Source organism: Mesorhizobium sp. CA13 (assembly GCF_020165235.1).
In the GTDB taxonomy this organism is placed as follows: domain Bacteria; phylum Pseudomonadota; class Alphaproteobacteria; order Rhizobiales; family Rhizobiaceae; genus Mesorhizobium.
On the sequence record NZ_JAIUHS010000027.1, the window covers coordinates 1 to 19,828 of the forward strand.

At 59.9% G+C, this 19,828-nt stretch carries 15 protein-coding genes and 3 pseudogenes; 8 read left to right on the forward strand and 10 right to left on the reverse strand.

The features are described 5' to 3' along the window. From virB10 to LB566_RS30050, 3 genes are all read left to right on the forward strand, one after another. The coding region (virB10, locus tag LB566_RS30040; RefSeq protein WP_224629777.1) for a type IV secretion system protein VirB10 at positions 1 to 942 on the forward strand (942 nt) is incomplete at its 5' end. Further along, complete coding sequence (gene virB11, locus LB566_RS30045; protein ID WP_140554477.1) at positions 923 to 1,948, forward strand: P-type DNA transfer ATPase VirB11; 1,026 nt, start codon at positions 923 to 925, stop codon at positions 1,946 to 1,948. The genes virB10 and virB11, both read left to right, overlap by 20 nt. Next, positions 1,945 to 3,900 (forward strand): type IV secretory system conjugative DNA transfer family protein, encoded by a 1,956-nt coding sequence (locus LB566_RS30050; RefSeq protein ID WP_224629779.1) that lies wholly within the window; start codon positions 1,945 to 1,947, stop codon positions 3,898 to 3,900. The genes virB11 and LB566_RS30050 overlap by 4 nt, the downstream gene beginning before the upstream one ends. A gap of 779 nt (positions 3,901 to 4,679) precedes the next feature. On the opposite strand, the gene LB566_RS30055 is transcribed toward LB566_RS30050, so the two are convergent. Genes LB566_RS30055 through LB566_RS30080 form a run of 6 tightly spaced genes read right to left on the reverse strand, consistent with a single transcriptional unit; the run spans position 4,680 to position 12,006 of the window. Then, the gene (locus tag LB566_RS30055) at positions 4,680 to 6,329 is read right to left on the reverse strand and encodes a GMC family oxidoreductase (protein ID WP_140554474.1); all 1,650 of its coding nucleotides are present in this window, start codon (positions 6,327 to 6,329) and stop codon (positions 4,680 to 4,682) included. After that, on the reverse strand, positions 6,326 to 6,784 hold the full coding sequence (locus LB566_RS30060) for a gluconate 2-dehydrogenase subunit 3 family protein (protein WP_140554473.1): 459 nt from the start codon (positions 6,782 to 6,784) through the stop codon (positions 6,326 to 6,328). The genes LB566_RS30055 and LB566_RS30060 overlap by 4 nt, the downstream gene beginning before the upstream one ends. Beyond that, on the reverse strand, positions 6,774 to 7,874 hold the full coding sequence (locus tag LB566_RS30065; protein WP_140554471.1) for an ABC transporter ATP-binding protein: 1,101 nt from the start codon (positions 7,872 to 7,874) through the stop codon (positions 6,774 to 6,776). The genes LB566_RS30060 and LB566_RS30065 overlap by 11 nt, the downstream gene beginning before the upstream one ends. A gap of 27 nt (positions 7,875 to 7,901) precedes the next feature. Continuing rightward, on the reverse strand, positions 7,902 to 9,269 hold the full coding sequence (locus tag LB566_RS30070) for a M24 family metallopeptidase (RefSeq protein ID WP_140554469.1): 1,368 nt from the start codon (positions 9,267 to 9,269) through the stop codon (positions 7,902 to 7,904). Between the two features lie 57 nt (positions 9,270 to 9,326). Next, positions 9,327 to 10,814 (reverse strand): M81 family metallopeptidase, encoded by a 1,488-nt coding sequence (locus tag LB566_RS30075; protein WP_140554468.1) that lies wholly within the window; start codon positions 10,812 to 10,814, stop codon positions 9,327 to 9,329. A gap of 31 nt (positions 10,815 to 10,845) precedes the next feature. Next, on the reverse strand, positions 10,846 to 12,006 hold the full coding sequence (locus tag LB566_RS30080) for an ROK family transcriptional regulator (protein WP_140554466.1): 1,161 nt from the start codon (positions 12,004 to 12,006) through the stop codon (positions 10,846 to 10,848). Between the two features lie 267 nt (positions 12,007 to 12,273). Between LB566_RS30080 and LB566_RS30085 the strand changes: the two genes are divergently transcribed. The 3 genes from LB566_RS30085 to LB566_RS30095 all read left to right on the forward strand — a co-directional run bounded on the left by LB566_RS30085 (position 12,274) and on the right by LB566_RS30095 (position 15,373). After that, on the forward strand, positions 12,274 to 13,548 hold the full coding sequence (locus tag LB566_RS30085; protein WP_181172671.1) for an ABC transporter substrate-binding protein: 1,275 nt from the start codon (positions 12,274 to 12,276) through the stop codon (positions 13,546 to 13,548). Positions 13,549 to 13,765: 217 nt separating this feature from the next. Beyond that, entirely contained in the window at positions 13,766 to 14,554 is a 789-nt protein-coding gene (locus tag LB566_RS30090) for a carbohydrate ABC transporter permease (RefSeq protein WP_224629780.1), read from the forward strand. Further along, on the forward strand, positions 14,555 to 15,373 hold the full coding sequence (locus LB566_RS30095; protein ID WP_140554461.1) for a carbohydrate ABC transporter permease: 819 nt from the start codon (positions 14,555 to 14,557) through the stop codon (positions 15,371 to 15,373). A 185-nt stretch (positions 15,374 to 15,558) separates the two neighbouring features. Here the strand turns inward: LB566_RS30095 and LB566_RS30100 are convergent. Beyond that, positions 15,559 to 15,795, reverse strand: a pseudogene (locus LB566_RS30100) (hypothetical protein); the annotation flags it as partial. Between LB566_RS30100 and LB566_RS30105 the strand changes: the two are divergent. Next, a pseudogene (locus LB566_RS30105) lies at positions 15,794 to 16,069 on the forward strand (FAD-dependent oxidoreductase); the annotation flags it as partial. The pseudogenes LB566_RS30100 and LB566_RS30105 overlap by 2 nt on opposite strands. Positions 16,070 to 16,118: 49 nt before the next feature. Here the strand turns inward: LB566_RS30105 and LB566_RS30110 are convergent. The 3 genes from LB566_RS30110 to LB566_RS30115 all read right to left on the reverse strand — a co-directional run bounded on the left by LB566_RS30110 (position 16,119) and on the right by LB566_RS30115 (position 18,882). Continuing rightward, entirely contained in the window at positions 16,119 to 17,366 is a 1,248-nt protein-coding gene (locus LB566_RS30110; RefSeq protein ID WP_181172670.1) for an NAD(P)/FAD-dependent oxidoreductase, read from the reverse strand. Positions 17,367 to 17,948: 582 nt separating this feature from the next. Then, entirely contained in the window at positions 17,949 to 18,164 is a 216-nt protein-coding gene (locus LB566_RS30530; protein WP_318012777.1) for a hypothetical protein, read from the reverse strand. Positions 18,165 to 18,225: 61 nt separating this feature from the next. Beyond that, a complete protein-coding gene (locus LB566_RS30115; protein WP_318012776.1) occupies positions 18,226 to 18,882 on the reverse strand; it encodes a dihydrodipicolinate synthase family protein in 657 nt (218 codons plus the stop codon). A 344-nt stretch (positions 18,883 to 19,226) separates the two neighbouring features. Here LB566_RS30115 and LB566_RS30120 point away from each other — a divergent pair. Continuing rightward, positions 19,227 to 19,372 (forward strand): annotated as a pseudogene (locus LB566_RS30120) (electron transfer flavoprotein subunit alpha/FixB family protein); the annotation flags it as partial. Positions 19,373 to 19,828: the final 456 nt, after the last annotated feature.

The window sequence follows — 19,828 nt, forward strand, 5'->3', positions numbered from 1 at the left end:
ACCGATCACCGATGCTGGCGGCGGCCGCCAGAGCCAGAGTCCTCTACAACGCAGTTCACTGTTCCGCCGCCATCGCCTGCGGTGTCCCCAGCCGAGACCGCCGCGCCTCAGGATGAGTTTCCGAAACGCTTTCGATCCAACATGGTCGTCTTTGACGACGAAGGCTCAGGCCGCGATCAAGAAAGTCCAACAGCCGACATGGGGCAGAGACCCGCGGTCGCCGGTGAGGACCGCAACAGCAAGTTCCTGGCGGCCGCCGCCAGCATCGGTGATCGGTCGGCAAGGGCCAGGAAAATTCCCCGCATCGACGCCCTGGTGGCGGAAGGCTCCCTCATTCCAGGTATTCTGGAAACGGCGATCGTCAGCGATCTGCCAGGTCAAATCCGCGCCATCGTCGCCGACAATGTCTATTCGTTCGATGGCAGGCGTATCCTCATTCCCATTAGCACGCGCCTGATCGGCGAATATCAGTCGGAAGTCATCCGCGGTCAAAAGCGCATTTTCGTCATCTGGACGCGATTGCTTCGCGATGACGGTGTCAGTATTCGGTTGAACTCGATGGGCGCCGACAGTCTTGGCCGCTCGGGCCTTACCGGCCGCGTCGACACCAAATTTCGTGAACGCTTTGGCGCAGCCGTTCTGCTGTCGATCGTGGGCGGGGGCGCAAGCTATCTGGCCGGCTATGGCAGCCAGGCAGCTACGAGCGGAAGCGACGATGGGCCCCGCGCCGAAGATCTTGCCCGCGCCACTATTGCCCAGACGTTCTCCGACATGGCCAATCAGGCGCTTGGCGAGAGCCTGAAAATTCCACCGACGATCAGCGTGCCGCAGGGCGAGCGCATATTCGTGTTCGTGCGCCAGGACCTCGATTTTTCAGCCCTCTACGACGACCCGGTCTCAGAAGCGTTGAAGGAAATTCGTCATGAGCGTGGCTTCAACTGAGCCTGCCAACAATGACCAACACTACTTTCTCTACCGGTCTCTCGAACCGTTGAAGCACCTGCTGGCCGACCCGAGAGTGGTTGAGATCTCGATCAACAAGCCCGGCCATGTCTATGTCGAGCGGCTAGGTGCTCGCCACATGGAATTCCACGACATTCCAAGCCTCACCACCGGTGACATCGTCAATATGGGCGAACGGGTCGCGGCTGCGACGAACCAATTCATCAGCTCCGCCAACCCGATTTTGAGCGCCGCGCTTCCGTCGGGAGAACGCATCCAGTTCGTGTTGCCGCCAGCGGCTCCCGATGGCGGCGCGGTTTCAATCCGCAAGCAGGTCGTAGGCGACTTCACGCTCGAGGACTACCGCGACGAGGGCGCGTTCGGTCAGGTTTCGGTGGCGATCGCTGGCAGGAGCAGCGCCGATCGCGTCATGATCGAGCTTCTGTGCAGGGACGACATTCATGGCTTTATCCGTGCGGCAATCGCGAGCCGTGTCTCCATTCTGATCAGTGGTGGAACGTCAAGCGGCAAGACCACATTCTTGAATGCCTGCCTGAAAGCCGTGGACCGGCGCGAGCGCTTGATCACGCTGGAAGATACGCGCGAGCTGTCTCCGCCCCAGCCAAACACGGTTCATCTGCTTTCATCCAAAGGCGACCAGGGCACAGCCGCCGTGACCATCCAGAACCTGCTCGAGGCCTCGCTGCGCATGCGGCCGGACCGCCTTTTTGTCGGAGAGGTGAGGGGAGCGGAGGCGTTTTCGTTCCTCCGCGCGATCAACACGGGCCATCCAGGCTCGATGTCGACCGTCCATGCCGACACGCCCCGCGGTGCCTATGAACAGCTTGCCATGATGGTGATGCAATCAGGCCTGTCCGCGGCCTACCCGAAGGCTGATCTGATCTCCTACATCCGTAGCGTTATTCCAATCGTCATCCAGCTTCGACGCGATGGCGGTCGACGCGGTGTATCGGAACTATATTTTTCCAGAATGAGCCGATCATGACGGGCTCCTTGCGCATCGCCTACGTCGTCTTCTGCCTCGCGATTGGCGTTGTCATCTGGCTGCTGGCCTACGGTTTGGCACTCCAGATCCAATATGGCGACGGCCGCATCCTCAAAGCAACGGTGACATCCAATCCGCTGGCCGCGCTCCAGCAACTGTCCCGCTATCCCGAGAATCTGGTGTTGCGGCGTATTGGCCTGGGAGCAGGCCTTGTTTCGCTCATCGCCGCCGGATCGATTGCCGCTCTGGGGTTGCGATCTGTTTCTGAACCGCTTGGCGATGCTGGCTTCCAAAACACCTTCTCGCTTCGGCGCCGCAAGTGGTTCCGAGGTAGCGGATACATTCTTGGACGCTACGGTCGCTATATCCTTCGCGTCCAAGATGAGCGTCATCATCTGGTCATCGGACCGACCCGCTCGGGCAAGGGAACATGCTACGTCATTCCAAATGCACTCGCCCACCAAGGGTCGATGATCGTCACCGACCTGAAAGGCGAGATCTTCCGCTCCACGGCCGGCTACCGAAAGGCAAAGGGGAACCAAGTGTTCCTGTTTGCGCCAGGCAGCGACAGAACACATCGTTACAATCCGCTCGACTTCATCAGGCCCGACCGCGGCGACCGGACGACCGACATCCTCAACATCGCCAGCATTCTTGTTCCCGAGAGCGTGGAATCGGAGAACGCGATCTGGCAGGCCACCGCCCAATTGGTGCTGGCGGGCGCGATCAGTTACGTGACAGAGAGCGACGTCTACCGCGACCGGCGCAACCTTGGCGAGGTGACATCCTTCTTCAACAGCGGCGTCAATCTCCAGGCCTTGATGGTCTTCATCAAGGAAAAGGAAGGCAATCTGTCGCGGTTCACGGTGGAAAGCTTCAATGCCTATATCGCGCTCTCGGAGCGCGCTGCCGCGTCCGCCCTGCTGGACATCCAGAAGGCGCTGCGGCCCTTCCGCAACGAGCGCGTTGTCGCCGCCACCACGGTCACCGACATGGACCTTCGCGCTCTGAAGCACCGCCCGATCTCGATCTATCTGGCCCCCAACATCACCGACGTCGCCATGCTGAAGCCGCTGCTGTCACTCTTCGTTCAGCAGACCCTCGACACGCTTCTGCTGGCGCAGGATCCGAAATCCTTGCCGATCTATTTCCTGTTGGACGAGTTTCGGCAGCTGAGAAAGGTCACCGAGATCACGAGCAAGCTGCCCTACGTGGCCGGCTATAACATAAAAATGGCGTTCATCATCCAGGACATCAAGAACCTCGACGAAATCTACGGCGAGACCTCGCGTCACTCCTTAATGGGAAACTGCGGCTATCAGCTTGTCCTTGGCGCCAACGATCAGGTCACTGCCGAATATGTTTCAAAGGCGCTTGGCAGAAGAACGGTTCGCTACAGGACCGAATCGCGCAGCATTGAGCTCATGGGCCTTCATCGCCGGACCAAGGTCGAGCAAGTGCGAGAACGTGACCTGATGATGCCACAGGAGGTAAGGCAAATGCATGCCGGCAAGATGATTGTGCTGGTGGAAGGGCAGAGGCCAATTCTGGCCGATAAGCTGCGGTTCTTTGCAACTGCACCGTTCGCAAAGATGGAAAGGTTCTCCAGATCCAACCTCCCCTATGTACCGGCGGTCGAGTTCCTCCCCCGAATGGGTGTCCCGGCGACCCAGGGCATCGATTCGAAGGTCGAGATGTCGGAGGTTCACGTCACCGCAGGTTTCGGCGCACCGCAGACGACAGCCTCGTCCAAGGCTGCAAAGCAAAGTGAGATACTACTCGCCTCCAAGCCGGCGATAGAGGCTCGTTTCGCCGCCGCGGCGCAAAGACTGAAGGGATTGACGACCAAAGCTGTCGAGAACGGCGACGACAAGAGGGAACGCGATTGGTCGCTCATCTTTGATGAAGTCGTCCCTGACGACCCCGATGTTGGCGAGGAGGAGAACGCATGAGCAAGGCCCATGGGAGCTCGAACCCCAGGCATCCGGCTGGCCAATAGAGGCGGCGAGATATTGCTTCAGGAGATGGCAATGGGACTCAGGCAATATTCCGACAACGGACTTTTCGCTCCTCGAAAGATTCGCCGCCACGCTCCAAACGACCAGTGAGGAAGTGGCTCGTACGGATGGCTTCCCTCTGGCGGCTCGGCTAAGCCAAGGACCTATGCCTTAGCAAGTCAAACCCTGGGATAGTTCGGTGTTCCTACATGGTCGACAAGAAGCGCCGGCCAACATTCAACCACTGCACGGTTGGTCCTTGCGCATCCCCGACGTTGGACCGGTTTCAGCTATAAGCCTTGCGGTCTGGACCACCGGACATCGACATTTTACGCCAGAACCCGCCTGTCCGCACTCGGGCCCTTGCCGATATGGCTGCTATGCGCCTTCACTTCAGACGTTGAGATCGGCGATGCAAATCGCCAAAAGCTGACGTCCTTGCGGCATCCCTTCGGACTACAGGTGGGCCGAAACAACAGAGATCGCTCGTTACGAAACAGCGCTGCGGATTCCGGCGCTACGTTCTAGACCTGCGTCTCGCGTGTAAGCATCACCTCGCACCATTCGCGCAGTTCGCATCCGATGACGCTTGCGGGATCTCCCTCGCGCGAAAAAGCCCACCAGAGCTGCGCTCCCTGCCACTGGCTCGCCATCAGCCGCCGCGGACCTGTTGGCACGCAGGATCGCAGCCGACGATTCCGACGCGTGTTCGCATGATCGATTTCTCGCTTTGTTCAGATTGTGTTTGCGATGCGGGTCGCGTTGCGAAACGCCAGCGCCATGATAGTAAGAACCGGGTTATAGCCGCCGTTCGTCGGATGCAGCGAGCCATCGCAGACAAACAGGTTCTCATGTCCCCACACCTTGCCGAAAGCATCGGTGACGGAGTTCTCCGGCCTATGGCCCATCCGGCAGGTTCCAGCCTGATGCTGCCCTCCCGACAATTGCGGGGACAGCTGCGCACCCCATGTGCTCAAGGCTCCCGACGCCCGCAGCCATTCGTCAGCCTTGTCATGGATATAGGCTGCCGTTTTCTTGGTCTCGTCGTGGATCGAGCCAGAGAGACGGGCCACAGGGCGTCCAAACAGATCACGGCAATGTTCATCCAATGTGACCCGAGAACCGGGCGAGGGGATCTCCTGTACAGGTCCCTTTATTTGCGTCACACGCCGAAAATTTGTCCTCATAAACCGCTTGGCCTCGAGGCCGTATCGGGGAAGATCGGGCGGCAGCGCTGCCTTCCAGAATATCACCGGCAGCATCACGAAGTCGTCGGCCAGCATCGCGCCGCCGATTACGCCTTCGTTGCCGTGATTGAAATCGCACGTTGCGATCGTCACGCCGGGTCCTTTGGAATCCTGGACCGCATGATCGAAGAGACCGAATACGGTCGGATAGACGTGGCCCTGGAGATTTCTGCCGACCAGATCTTCGGAATTTCCCAATCCGTGCGGCTCCTTGTCGGTCTTCGACAGCAACAGCAACCTGGCGGTTTCGATTGCGCCAGCGGAGAGCACAACCGTCCTTGCGGAGATGAAATTGCGCTTTGGGTTTCCCTCCGCGTTAAGCGCAACCACATAGACCCCGACGACCTTGCCTTCAGCATCGGTGGCGATCCGGTCGACCGTCGTTTGCGCAAGCACTGTGCATCGGCCGGTGGCTATCGCCCTTGGAATCACAGTGTTCTGTGTGCCGTTCTTGGCGTCCGTCGGACACATGAAACCCACGCAGGAACCGCATTGGATACAAGCCTTGCGGCCAAGACGAGGCACGGTGTTGATCAGGAGCGGCGGCACGAACGTATTCAAGCCAAGCGCGTCCGCGCCTTTCCTGAGAACGTCGGTCCCGGGATTGCCGGGTACTGGCGGCATGGGATAATCGCGATTGCGAATGCCCTGTTGCGGATTTTGTCCGCCTTGCCCGCTCACCCCGATTTCGTGTTCCGCGCGCTCGTACCACGGCTCGAGTTCGGTGTAGTCGAACGGCCAGTCGACGAGAGACGACCGCTCCGGCACCCCGTAGCGCGAAGCCATGCGGAAGTCGTCCGGGTGGAATCGCCAAGCAAGGCCGCCATAGACCGTGGTCCCGCTGCCGAGTGCCGACGCATTGGCGTGGTAGTTCGCCTCGTGAGATCGCACGACATGGGAATTTCCCTGCGCATCCACAAAAACCCGCGGATTGCCTTCGATATCCGGTCCGGTGTTATGTCCGTAACGTGAGAGTCTATGGTTCCGCAGGTGATCGCGATATCCGCTGTTATCGTAGCGCCGCTCTTTTCCCCGTTCGATCAGCAGCACGGTCTTGCCACCTTCCGCGAGCACACAGGCAACAATCCCTCCCGCCGCCCCGCTGCCGACGACGACTGCGTCAAATGCTGGATTCATGCACATAGCTTTCCGCGAACCATGTCTTGCGTACTCGACGGTGGCCCGTCTGGCCCATCGGGAAGCCCCGGTTCGTACCCGATCATCCGCCATGAAACCGCGTGAGGATTGGAACCGTTGCCCGGGTTGGAGTAGTAGCCTTCCGCGACCAACTCACAGAGCGTGACAAACCAAGGTGCGCGAGCGTGCCGCAGAACAACCTCGTCCTGCTGTCTTGCGGTAGCATCGACAAATGCAACGCCAAACACGGTGTGCGATTCCCGATCCAGTTTTCTCAAGCCTTTGAAAACGAGAGGTCCGGACGATTCCGCACCGCTGCTCCAGAGCCCCAGGAGAAATTTATCTACCCCCGCTTGCCCAGCGGAGGGGAAATCATCCGCGGGTATGATGAAGTCAACCACCCTCGACAGTACATCCATATCACGTCGCTCAGGACAGATGTCCTTAGTCGCCATATAGAGCGCTCCCGTTTTCGCGGTCGAAGACGTAGATGCTTTTGGGATCGATATACAGGGTAAGCCGGGTTCCCCGTCTTAACGAGGCGTCAGGCGACACGCGCGCAACGGCCTTCGTGCCGGCGATGATGAAGTGTACCAGCGTATCCATTCCAAGAGGCTCGACAAGCTCTGCAACGGCTTCGATGCGGGTCGCCACTTGGCCTGCGTTTGGGCCGAGAGAAAAGTGTTCGGGCCGGATACCGAGCTCGACCGTCTGCCCCACCGCCTCGGCGAATCTGGAAATGCCAGCTGGCAGGTCGAGACGCGAGCCATCGGACAGGACGCCAATCAGTTGTTCCCGATGTTGTTCTAGCGCCGCGCTGACGAAATTCATGCCAGGCGACCCGATGAATCCGGCTACGAACTTGGTCGCCGGTTTCAGATATAGTTCCTGAGGCGGCGCGATCTGCTCTATCTTGCCGGCATTCATGACGACCACCCTGTCGGCAAGCGTCATCGCCTCGATCTGGTCATGGGTGACATAGACCGTTGTGGTCGGCACCGCCTCGTGGATCTGTTTGATCTCCGCGCGCATCTGGACGCGGAGCTTGGCATCCAAGTTTGAGAGCGGCTCGTCGAACAGGAATACCGCCGGATTTCTGATCATGGCGCGCCCCATTGCAACGCGTTGACGCTGCCCGCCAGAGAGTTGCCTTGGTTTGCGTTTAAGCAGGTGGCCGATGTCTAGGATCCGGGCGGTCTCGATCAGTCTCGTCTGGATTTCACCACGTGGCGTTTTCTTCAAACGCAGCCCGAAGGTGATGTTGTCCTCAACCGAAAGATGCGGGTAAAGCGCATAATTCTGGAAAACCATCGCAATGTCACGTTCTCCCGGCAGGAGATCGTTGACCCGCCGCTTGCCGATTTTTATTTCTCCGTCCGTTATTGTCTCAAGCCCGGCGATCATGCGCAGTGTGGTGGATTTTCCGCATCCGGAAGGGCCGACCAGCACCACGAACTCGTGGTCCTTGATCGTGAGGTCGATGCCGTGGACGGTTTGAACGTCCCCATAGGCTTTTACGACTTTGTTCAGTTCGATGGCGGCCATAGGCCCTCCGGTGTTGGATCTTGGTGGTTATCGGTCGCGGACGAGGACGTTGTCGCTTTTGAGCCAGAAAGGTGCGAAGTAGAGTGGCGTCGAGGAAAGCGGCAGGATGTCCGCCGGCAGTTCCACGCCAATCGCGTTCTTCATGAAATCGCGGCGCGCGGCGATGCGCTTGAACGTCGTCGGATGCTTGGCCTCAATCTGGGACCTCAACGCTTCGTCAGCAAACACCACGGCGTCCTCACAGTTCAGAGCCCAGCCGACGGCGATCGGCGTCGGGATGATGTCAACCTGAAAATGCATGCCCGACCGGATGCGGTCCTTCGAGCCAGGCCGAACCGGGCTATGTGTCCACTCCTCGTAGCCGCCGAGATGTCCCGGATTGAGAGCAGGCCCGAGCTTCGATTTTGCGAGCGTCGATACTACCGTTTCATGAAGAAGGCCGCCCTCGACGCCGATCGCAGCCGTCTCGTACCAGGAAATCAGGCCTTGAAAATAACCCTTGGCGATCGCGAGAAACTCGTCGTTGGCGACATCGAAAAGGCCTGCTCGGGAGGAAAGACCGCCCCAATGCCCGATAGCGGTCGTCACACCGTCGCCACGCTTGAGCTTGCGGCCCGTTGCGCTTCGCAGGCCAATCACGGTTTCACCCTTGCTGGCCGACGCGAACATGGTGTGGACGTTCAGCGGGTCTCCAGCATATCCCATGCGCGAGACGGCATCGAACTCGCTGTCACCCTCCCGGACCCCGGAAACGATCCTCCATGTGGCCAGCGAGCTGCGTGTCGCAGCCCACTCGAACGCAGCGATCTGATCAGCATCGATGGTGACGGCGACGCCGTTTTCCGGGTGCATCAGAACATGGGTGGCGTCCCGCAGCCCGCCTGAAGGGCCGATCGCTCGCTGAAACGCCTGCACGTAGACCGCGGGGACGAAATAGGCTGTTTCAGAAGCGTCGTCTTCAAATGGCTCGAGATACTTCCAGCCCACCAGCCCTACGGTGTCGCCTGCCTTGATTCCAGCGTCGCCCAGACGGTCGGAAAAGCGCGGGAAACGAGAGCGATCCTGCGCCATGAGGCTCAGGGTCTGGCTCAAAAGCACTGTCACTCCGGGCAAGCGCGCGAGCGGAGCGTAGCTTTCGGATTCGTTGCCTGTGAGCAGCACGCGCTTGTTGTTTGGCCCAAGAAGAAGGAAGGCTTCTTCGAAGCGCGGCTCGAAACCCGTCAGGAAGGCGATGTTGGCGAAATGTTCGCGATCGGCATAAACCGCCAACCAGTCGCACCCCGCTTTGTCGTAGGCGGCGCGGGCACGCGCATCATATATCTCAACGGGAACATCCGGCTTTTCGCCGAGAATACCGAAGTCCGGCAACTGAACCGATGTGAGGGAAATGGTCATTTGGCATCCTTTTGTTTGCGCCGGCGTGAGAGCTGTTGAAATTGGCTGCGAGGGAGATCAATCGCCGTACATCCGGGCCTGCGCGTCCCATTCGAAATCTTCTTCGAGGGGGTAGGTCGGACGGGGCAGCAGGTTCCATTGAAGCTGCGTCATGTCCAATTGCGAGGTGCCGTCGCTCAGCAGGAGGATATGACGAGCCGAGACGTCTTCGAGCTGAGGGTGGAGATACCCAAGCTTGACGACATACGCCTTGTGCTCGGTTGGACTGATGTCCATTGCAATGAAATGGTGCGGCGTGGTTATGCCGATGGCATTGGCGTGGAATGTTGCAATCACATTGCCGCTTCGCACCTTGGCCCAAGCGCCCTCCTTGGATCGGTAAGGCTGGAATCCCGGCAGCACCAGCTCTTCTCCGCATGCCTCTACGAGCACGCTGACGCGACGCGCTGTCTTCGGACGGGAAAGATGCTCGGTTCCCAATTCGATTTTCACCGTCGAGCCGACGCCGGCCTGGACGAGTTTGCGGACAGTTTCGGGGGCCGTAATGCCGGCGACAACGACATCGCGAACCTGTTCGTCGTCGAGCGCTGCCTGCAATACGAGGGTCAAATCTCCGGCCGCACCCGCCGTCGTGTTATCCCCTGAATCGGATACGAATACGGGGCGCTGCGGGCACTCGACGGCGAGCCTCAGTCCCTGCCGAACTTCCGCGGTTTCCATCTTGAGATTGAATTCTGCGCGTTTCGCCCATATCGCTTGTGCCAACCGTGTAGCCTGCGTACGCGCCAATTCGACGTCGCCTTCGCTTACCGCAATCGCCGATACCGCGGTCCAGGGCCTGTCGTTCCAAGCAAATCCCACAAGGATGTTCGCCTCCATCATACCCGGCATGCTGTCGTATTCCAGCAAGGAGCCATAGAGGCTTTTCGCGGGCTCCAAGGCAGTGACCGCCGTCTCCCCGGGGATGAGAATTGGCAGGCTCACGACGGATTTCTTGGGCGTGATGCCGGTTCGAATGACCCGGATAAGCTGGTCGGCGGCTCGGTACCCCGTCTGCCTGTCGTCTCGATGCGGCGCGGTGCGCAGAACGCTGATGACCGTCGACGCCTCGAGAAGTTCCGGAGTCATGTCGCCATGGAGATCGAGCGACACACCGACCGGCACATCAGGTCCAAGGACATTCCTGATAGCCTGAATGAAGTCGGTGTCTGCGTCGATGTCTAGCCCCTGGACTTCCAACGCACCATGATTGGCAACGAGCATCCCGTCGAACGGCCCGTGTGCGCTGATGAGCGCGAGCGTCTTTTCCTTGACGTCTTGATATGCCGCCAGCTCCAGGGGCCCGCCGGGCAGCGCAGTGGCCCAGTATAGCGGGACCGCCTCGACGTCACTCTCCTTCGCCATGCGCGCGAGCATGCCTCGGACCATCCAGACGTCACCTTCGGACATGTCCCTGCCGGTATAATGTTGTATCGCATCCCACGTGGTTGGGACCGGAGAGGCGAGCATGATTTCAATGGAGAGGCCGACGATACCTATGCGCATTCTCTGACTTTCGAACTGACTTGAATTGAACTCACGGAAGGACGTGTGGAGAATCGAGGCCCGTGACCCCGTCGAGGGCGAGTGCGACGCCGCCGAGAAACGGACTGACTGTCGACAAGTGCGAGAAAATGACTTTGGTCTGCACTGACATCGAGGGATGTGCCAGCCGTTGCAGGGCACGTTCGACCGCCGGTCGCAGATAAGGCTCGGCGCTCGCCATATCGCCACCGAGGCAAACCAATGGCGGATTGAAGATGTTTACGAGACTGGAAATCGCCGAGCCTAGAATCGCGCCAGCATTGTCGAGGACGCCGACAACCACCTCATCGTCCGCGCTGGCGCGCTCCATGATCTCCTTGAATGAAGATGGCTGATTGCCGGTCAGCCTGCCGATCTCCTCCGCCAGCCCGGGTTCGGAAAGGTAAGGCGAAAGGCAACCCGAGCCTCCGCAGGAACAATAGCGGCCCTGCGGGACAACCTTGATGTGTCCCAGTTCGCCCGCCAATCCGCTGGCGCCGCGGTAGATGTTGCCGTCAAGAAACAAGGCGCCGCCGACGCCTGAGCCCGAAAACAGATAAATAAAATCTCTGACGCCGACGCATTCACCGAACATGTATTCGGCCATCGCGGCCGCCTTGCCGTCGTTGCCCGCAAAGACGGGAGCATCCAGTGCGGAGGAGAACATGTCCACCACAGGGACGCCGCGCCATCCAAGGACTGGAGCGTGAAGCAAGACGCCCTCGTCGGTTAGGAGGCCCGGAAGCGAAATGCCGACACCGAGCGTCTCGCCGTCGCGGCCGCATTCACGGACTATTTCCCTCACACCCCGAGCGACGAGATCGACGACGTCGCCCAGCTTTCCATCAAACGCCTGGACCTTGGAGTGCATGGGGATTCCATCGAGCGCAGCAGTGACATAGCCGATTGTGTCGGCCTCGATCTGCACGCCGACGATCAATCCGCTAGCCGGAGAGATGGTGAGGCCCTCTACAGGTCGACCAGGCTTGTTGCTGGTTGCCACAGGACTGCGTTCAACCAGGCCCAACTCGCTGAATTGATTGATAATGGAGGAGACGACGGACTTGTCGATGCCAGTCTTGGCGACGATGTCGCGCTGCGAAACGTTCGGCTCGATGCGAATCCTGTGAAAGATCGCATTGGCATTGAAATGCCTGATGAACGACTTGCTCAAGCCCCGCTCCGATGTTTTTCTTGCATTGAGAATAATTCATACGAGCAGGCCGTGTGATTTGTCAATCGACGAATGCCAGACCATTTTATTACGGAAAAATTATCTTATTGTAACAGTGTGTTACGCGGATTGCCCTTCCGGCGATGGACTTCCACCCGGATATTTCGACCGCAATCTGTTGACGCACGTAGTTTTTTGAGCGTAGGTTTTTCTTGTTTACAGAATATATGCCGACGACAAACGCTCGGCTCAACGGAGGGTAGAACAATGCGTAAATCGAAATGGGTCGGCGTGGCGCTCGGCGTGGTCGCAAGCGCATCGGTGGCCAGGGCCGACGGCACGAAGGAGCTTTGGCATTATTACGCGGCAGGGTCCGAAAAGGCAGGCATCGAAGCCTTGATCGCGTTTGCCAATAAACAGAATCCCAGCAACCAGATCGTCGGCAAGGTGATCCCGGGCAACGCCGTCGAAATGCGTCGTCAATTGCAGACCGCATTCATGGGAAACACCCCGCCCGCCGCCTATCAGAGCTCGATGGCGTCGGAGCTGAAGACATTCGTCGACAGTGGCAAGCTTCATGATCTTTCGGAGACCTGGGCAAAGATCAACGGAGACAAGATTTTTCCGGAGGGCGTGCAGCGCGTCGTCAAGATAGGCGGCAAGCCTTACGGCATTCCGTATGACCTGTCGCTGATCAACAACATCTTTTACAACAAGGCGATCTTCACAAAGGCCGGGCTGGAGCCTCCTAAGGATTACGATGGCTTGGTGGCCGCCTGCGACAAGCTGCGCGCTGCAGGTGTGGAACCATTGGGCAACGCCGGAGGTCCGTTCTGGAGCCTGTATAATTTTTACGCGCCTCTCGTATCCACTGTCGGAATCGAGGGCTACTACAAGATCGCGAGTGGTGAACTCGGCTTCGATACCCCGGAATTCCGCAAGTCTCTGGACCTTTACCGCAGCACGATGGTGACGTGTTACGCCAAGAACTGGAGCGGCAAGACCTGGACGCAAACGGCCGACGATGTTGTCAACGGGAATACCGGGATGTTCATGATGGGCGCGTGGGCGGCCGCCTATTTCAAACAGGCGGGTTTCGCCCCTGTTGAGAAGTTCGATGTGTTTCCGGCACCAGGGACAGAGGGCAAGGCGATTTTCCAGATGGATGCCTTCGCGGTTCCGGAAGGACCGGCCGACACGCTTGAAACCGCTGAAAGGTTCGTGATCTCCGCTGCGTCGGCGGAAGGTCAGGCGGCGTTTGCCGTTCCGAAAGGTTCACTTGCACCAAACGTGACGGTTGATCCGTCGATCTATGATGCTGTCGGTGCCAAATTCGCGAAGGAGCTGGCGGATGCATCAAAGGCCAACGCTGTGCTGCCGAATTTGTTTTTCCTGCTGCCCACCAAGGTTGGCACGGAATTGGGCGTCCAAATCGAGAAATTCGCGATCGACCCCTCGGACGCCAACGAAAACGAGATGATCACGACGCTTGAGGGCTTGCGGCAGGAGGCTTTGACGGAGGGATCCTATCAGAAGTGGTGATACCGTGGTCGGGCCGACGCAGGGCGGCCCGACATCCCGGGACGTTGACTCTACGATTTCCTAATTTCGCTCGCCGAGAGAACAATCCGACATGCCGAACTTCCAACTCATGCGCCGGAAGTTTCAAACCGCAGGGGTGACCCACGCAGTCTTTCTATCGCTTCCCGTAACTCTCTTTGCCGTTTTCTATGTCTATCCCACCATTTCGACATTCAATTTGTCGCTTCACAGCTGGGATGGTTTCTCTCCCTCTCCGAAGTATGTCGGGCTGCAGAACTACGTCGTGCTGCTTCATCAATCGCGCTTCTTCCACGCCCTTTTGAACAACATTTCGTGGCTCGTCTTCCTCCTGCTTGGGCCGACGAGCCTCGGCTTGCTCCTGGCCGCTTTGCTCGACAGGGGCATAAAGGGTGAATCGGTGTTCCGGGTCATCTTCTTCCTGCCCTTCACAATCCCGGCCGTGGCCGTAGCCGCGATCTGGCGCTGGATGTATGAGCCGACCAACGGTCTGCTGACGGCGGTCTTGCGGTCGGTTGGGTTGGGCGGCCTGGCCCAGAACTGGCTTGGCGACCCCTCGATCGTTAATTTCGCGCTTATGGGTTCGATGATGTGGTGGACGACGGGTTTTGCTTTCCTGGTGTTCTTCGCGGGGCTTCGCAACATTCCGGTCGAGTACATAGAGGCCGCGAGGATCGAGGGGGCGACACCCTGGCAGGTCTTCTGGAAGGTTAGCTTCCCGCTTCTATGGCCCTCCACGATCGTTGTCCTCGGTATGGCCGCGGTCGACGCTATGCGCCTGTTCGACATTGTCTGGGCGATGACCAACGGCGGCCCCGCATACGCTTCCGAGGTTCTGGCCACGCAGATGTACGACACCGCGTTCGGTAGATTCGAGATGGGCCGCGCCAGCGCGATTTCGGTCTGCCTTCTGGTGATCGCGGGGTTCATCATCATGCCCTACATCTATCAGCTGGCAAAACGCGTTCAGGACAGCGAGGCGGAATAGATGAACACTGCAACCGCCAAGCGCACGGTTCTGCCCTTTTCGATCCTGGGGGCGGCGGCAGTGATCTTTGCCGCCCCCCTGGTGGTTGCGTTCCTGACGTCGCTCAAATCGCCGTCCGAAATAACGCGAGTGATCGCGTTGCCGAACGAACTCTTCTTCCAGAATTACGCCATCGCCTACGATCGGATGGGGCGAAGCTTCCTGAACTCGATTGCGATCACGGTGCCATCCGTGACCCTGTCGCTGCTGGTGGGGGCGATTTCTGGCTATCCGCTTGCCTATATGCGCGGAGCTGGCGGAAGGGTGGTCTATCTTTTCCTGCTCACCGGCATGCTCGTTCCCTTCCAGATCGTCCAAATTCCTTTGTTTTTTCTGATCAGGGCGATCGGTCTTTACGACACTATTCCCGGCATGTGGCTGGTCCACACCGCCTACAGCGTTCCCTTCTGCACCTTCTTCATGCGGAATTTCTTCGCGTCGGTACCCAGGTCGATGTATGAGGCTGCACTCATCGACGGCTGCACCCCGGCGGCTTACTTCTGGCGACTTCTTCTGCCGGCGTCGGGATCAGGTCTCGCCGCTCTCGCGATCATCCAGAGTCGCGCCATCTGGAACGATCTCCTCTTTGCCATTACCTTGACAACGAGCGACGAGGCCAGACCTGTCACGGTCACTATCGCCGGTTTCGCCAGCAGCCTGCAGGTTGAATACGGTCCGCTTATGGCCGCGACGCTTATCTCGCTTCTGCCAGTGATGCTCGCCTACCTGCTCTTCCAGAAGGCCTTCGTGCGCGGCCTGCTCGGGGGTGCTGGGAAATAATCGGATCTGGATGCATAAGATCTGAATCGCGATCGCGATAGGAGTACAGCGGGCGGCCTCGGTCAGGGGCAGGTACCGCTGATCTCGCCGGTGCCGCACGTTCTTCGACGATTCTTCGGTCAGCAAGCCTGTATCTGCCCAGAAAGCAACACCTGCTGGGTATGCGGTTCCCGATGTTGGAGGGCTTACGCGGCCTCCCACACCTGGTTTAAAATCCGGGCGGCGAGGGCAGCCTTGTCCTGTGGCAAGAAGCGGCCGTAGTGATGCGCCACCATGTCCGGCGTGTCCTGAATCGCATAGCTTGCCTGTTCGTAAGAGCCGGTCTGCTTCAGGATATGCGTGGCCAGCACATCGCGGACGTTGTGAGGGCCGTGAGGGAGAAGACCCGGAATCGCACCCCGGCCGGTATAGGGATTGTAGCAACTGGAAGGCCTCAAGATCGAGCCGGCATGGTCAGGGCTGATGGCCTATGCGCGGCATCTGATGCCCCTGATCGGCCCGGTGATGCCGAATGTATGGTCTTGTACCGCGTTCGGCGGCCATGGCCTCAACACGACGGCGATCGGCGCGCGGGTCGTCGCAGAGGCGATTTCAGGCGACAGCGACCGCTATCGCCTGTTCGCTCCCTTCGGCTTGCTATGGAATGGCGGGCCGTTCGGCACCGCCGCGGTGCAGCTGACCTGTTGGGCCTATTAGGGCATGGATTTCCTGCGCCAACGGCGTTCGGCGCACAGTTGAGCGCTTTTCAGAATCGGTCCGGCGCGTAAGGCGTCGGATTAATGAAAGTCGGGCTGCCCGTCACCAGCTCGGCAACGAGCCGCCCTGTCGAACCGCCCCCGATCATGCCCGTATGCCCGTGACCGGCGGCAACGAAAAGGGAGCCGTGTCCCGGCACCTGGCCGATCGCTGGTACGCTGTCGGGAAGCGAAGGACGATAGCCCATCCACATCGTCGGCTCGCCGCCGTTCAGTTCAGGGAACAGGGCTCGCGCATGGGTGAGCAGGATCTCGGACCGCCGCTCGTCGGGTGGTGCTTCCAGGCCGGCGATCTCGACCGTGCCGGCCAGCCGCAGACCGTGCTCCATCGGGGTCAGCGCGAAACCCCGGTTCTTCATTTGTATCGGCATCGGCAATTCGATCGACGGCGATGGTAGCATCAGATGATAGCCGCGCTCGGTCTCCATCGGCAGGCTGAAGCCAAGCGGTTCGAGCAGCCGGTTCGACCAGGCGCCAGCGGCAATCACCACCGCGTCCGCCTTGCGGTTCGCCGTGTTGGTCATCAGCATGTAGCCGCCGGCCTCGCGCGGGATGATCTTCAGCACGTGCTCCGCCGCGAAAACGCCGTCGGCCCGCCGCACGCCATCGCAGATGGCCGTGACCAACCGGAGCGGATTGATGGTGTGCGCGTTGTCCGGGTAAAGCAGACCGCGCCTGGCGATGGCCGAGATGCCGGGCAGCAGCCGCTGCAGATCCTGGCGTGACAACGGCTCGGTGACGACACCCTGCCGCGCATTGATGCTGGTGGTGATGCGATCGGACAGGCCGTGCGCCTCGCTCTCCCAGACCTGGATGCCGCCTACCTTGCGGATCAGATCGTCGAAAGCCGGGCCACCGATAAGATCCCGATAGCAGTCAAGGTTGTCCCGATGCAGGATAGCGAGGGCGTCGGCCGCCTTGTTGACGCGGTCCATCCTGCCGGCGCGTATCCACCTGAGCAGCCATGGCGCGGCCGTCAAGGCATAGCGTGGCCTCAAGACCAACGGTCCGAGCGGGTCGGCAAGCCAGCCCGGCACTTGCCGCAACATTCCAGGCATGGCGAGTGGCACGTTGCAATCGTGCCTCACCATGCCGGCATTGCCGAAAGACGTCGCGCCGCCCGGGGGCAGAGGGTCGATGACAGTTACCTGGAGCCCTGCGCGGCGCAAATAAAGAGCCGCGCAGACGCCGACGATGCCAGCGCCGACGACAGCTACCGACCTGACCGAATCCAGCATTTCCACCGTCCATCCAATTGCCGGCCGTGAATGCACGAATGCCCGGCCGGTGTCGATGGGCGGATGCGATTGAAGGGAACGAAGCCCGAGGATTTGAGGTGCAAAGGGCTGCATTCTGGGCGGTCACCGATAGAAGTCTTTTTTGCTACTGACCTCGCGACAACAACGGTCCCGCCGCCGACTTTTAGGTCATCTGGCGGGCCTAGCGGCTGGGCAGGGTAAATGCCATTCCAAGGATGACGCCGGCCTGATGAGCCGATGCAAGTGGCCGCTCTGCACTAGACTCGGCGTTGTCGCGCGCGATTCCTCCGTCGGCATTCCATAGCGAGGTCTCGAACCGCGCACGAACATGACCGCCCAGCCCGATGGCCGACGCCAGGCGGCGGTTTCGCCGCGGCCGAAAGCGCAGACCGACCAAACCGTGTCGGCGCAGAGTCGGCGGCTTCAAAACCGGCAAGAAAAACATCGAGATCGTCACGCCGACTTTTCTGATCGCGCGCATAGCGCCCGAGTAGGAAAAGCAGCCGCGGCTGCGCCATATAGCGAAAGTCCCCGTCGGCACCATTCGGCAAGCGCGCCATGCTAGAACCATCCGGGGAAGGCAGCGCGTGCCGCCGTCGCCAGCGGTGGGATGTCCTCGTCGGGCACCGAGGAACAGGGCCACAATAGCCGGGCCCTGATCGAACTCCAGCTGCCGGCTGCCGCCATTGCCTTGTCGAGGGCGGCGTCGCTGACGGCGTAGCGTGCCCGAAATGGCAGGACGTGGTCCACGAGGAAGGCCTGTATGCGTGCTTGCATCTCGAACGCCGCTTGCTGGCCGGCTCGTATCTGCGCCCACCACTGCGGTGCTCCTTTCGGGCTAAGGCAGGCGATGTTGGAATAGCTGCCATGCGCACCGTTTGCGTAACGTTGCCAGCGCGTGGCCTGGCACGAACACCGAAAGGCCCGACAGTTCGCGCCGCATGCCGGCGTACCAGCTGGCGTCGCCGCCGGGTAGTTTGGCGCCGACAAGCGAGGGCACCGCGGTTCGCAGCGCGGCAATGGCTTCGAGGCTCAGCCGCCGCTTGGCGTGGGGCGGGTTGTAGAGCACCAGAGGCGTGCTCGGCGCTGCGTCGGCCAAACCCGAGACGAAACGCTGAACTTCCTCATCGCTCGGTGGCCACCAGTCCGGCAAGGTGAATTGCACTGCCGAGGGTGTCAGTCCCGCAACACGCTTCAGCCGTTCGCGTGCGACGCGCGGGTTGGACTGGCTGATGCCGATCTGGAAAGGGATTTTCGCAGCGCCGGCGACTTGCGCCACCATCTCGCTCAGCCGGTCGAATTCGGCTTCCGTCTGGCAATGGAACTCGCATGCCGTGCCGTCGGAATAGACGCCGTGAACGCCCGATGCGCAGAGCCGCGCGAGAGTCTCTTGCGTAGCGTTCCAGTCTATGTTGCCGTCCAGCGCCACCGCCAGCATCACGGCGCCCCAGATGCCGCGCGGCGCATGTTTGGGGAGGGCGCAGAGATCGCTCATGGTGCCACGGCTACGGGAGATAGCTCCTGAACGTATGAAGGCATGCATTCGCGACGACAAGGCTGAACATCGCAGCCTAAAATTCGAGCAGTTCAGATACAGTGTTGACGCCTCAAAGCGGCCGGCATCTTACGCCGCCTTTCTCGGTCGTTTTGAGTGCCATCCGAAGCTCCCAAAAGCCGACGTAGCAGGAGTGGAAAGTCGCCGCGAAGTTATTGTGCTTGGCCTAACGCCCTTGCCAGCCACCGACAACCTGTGGAAATTCGGCGGGCTTTTGGAGGGGGCGACTCTTCGGAGTTTGCTTCCTGATCACACACTGTGACGAAGCAGAGCGGCGCCGCTTGGCCCCGCCCGAAGGTGGCTCGGCCTCGGTCGAGACGGTCGGCGTTGCCGCCAACCTAGGTCTTTCCTCCTTCATTATAACAAGCTCTCCGAGAACGACCGTCCGGAGCTGACCTCGGCCAAGATCATCATCTCGGGCGCGCGCGCTTCCTGAACGCGACAATGCCTTCCATGCCGGCTCCCCAATGGCTAGGTTCACTGTAGGGTCTGCGCAGCGACGCGGCGGCGAGGCGAGATCTCGTCTCGTCAAGCTCTTTCCCGACAGTGCGGAGTCCGGCTGAATCTCTCATCATGTAGCGCTCGCCACCATGTCACAGCAGCTGTGGCATGGTTGTTGCTTCTGCAACCATGAGGGGGCAACGGGGCTCGGAAGCGGAATGTCTCGAGACAAGACAGAGCTATTCGCTCGCGCGAGTGCGCTGGGCGTCACAATCTATCAATTCGAAGACAGTATGGATTGCGGCCGGAGACTATCGAGGCCGGAATTTGAAGGTAAAGGGGCGATCGCCAGCCATTGCGCTCGCACTATGGATTGAGGCTGCCCAACATAGAGGTTCAATATAGCATTCTCATAAGAGCAAGTGGCCGGCGTCTCTTGGGGGGG

What these genes read in the sequence shown, in the direction of transcription:
- virB11 (WP_140554477.1), top strand. Translation starts at nt 923, where the DNA reads ATGAGCGTGGCTTCAACTGAGCCTGCCAACAATGACCAACACTACTTT.
- LB566_RS30050 (WP_224629779.1), top strand. Translation starts at nt 1,945, where the DNA reads ATGACGGGCTCCTTGCGCATCGCCTACGTCGTCTTCTGCCTCGCGATT.
- LB566_RS30055 (WP_140554474.1), bottom strand. Translation starts at nt 6,329, where the DNA reads ATGAATCCAGCATTTGACGCAGTCGTCGTCGGCAGCGGGGCGGCGGGA.
- LB566_RS30060 (WP_140554473.1), bottom strand. Translation starts at nt 6,784, where the DNA reads ATGGCGACTAAGGACATCTGTCCTGAGCGACGTGATATGGATGTACTG.
- LB566_RS30065 (WP_140554471.1), bottom strand. Translation starts at nt 7,874, where the DNA reads ATGGCCGCCATCGAACTGAACAAAGTCGTAAAAGCCTATGGGGACGTT.
- LB566_RS30070 (WP_140554469.1), bottom strand. Translation starts at nt 9,269, where the DNA reads ATGACCATTTCCCTCACATCGGTTCAGTTGCCGGACTTCGGTATTCTC.
- LB566_RS30075 (WP_140554468.1), bottom strand. Translation starts at nt 10,814, where the DNA reads ATGCGCATAGGTATCGTCGGCCTCTCCATTGAAATCATGCTCGCCTCT.
- LB566_RS30085 (WP_181172671.1), top strand. Translation starts at nt 12,274, where the DNA reads ATGCGTAAATCGAAATGGGTCGGCGTGGCGCTCGGCGTGGTCGCAAGC.
- LB566_RS30095 (WP_140554461.1), top strand. Translation starts at nt 14,555, where the DNA reads ATGAACACTGCAACCGCCAAGCGCACGGTTCTGCCCTTTTCGATCCTG.
- LB566_RS30110 (WP_181172670.1), bottom strand. Translation starts at nt 17,366, where the DNA reads ATGCTGGATTCGGTCAGGTCGGTAGCTGTCGTCGGCGCTGGCATCGTC.
- LB566_RS30530 (WP_318012777.1), bottom strand. Translation starts at nt 18,164, where the DNA reads ATGCAAGCACGCATACAGGCCTTCCTCGTGGACCACGTCCTGCCATTT.
- LB566_RS30115 (WP_318012776.1), bottom strand. Translation starts at nt 18,882, where the DNA reads ATGAGCGATCTCTGCGCCCTCCCCAAACATGCGCCGCGCGGCATCTGG.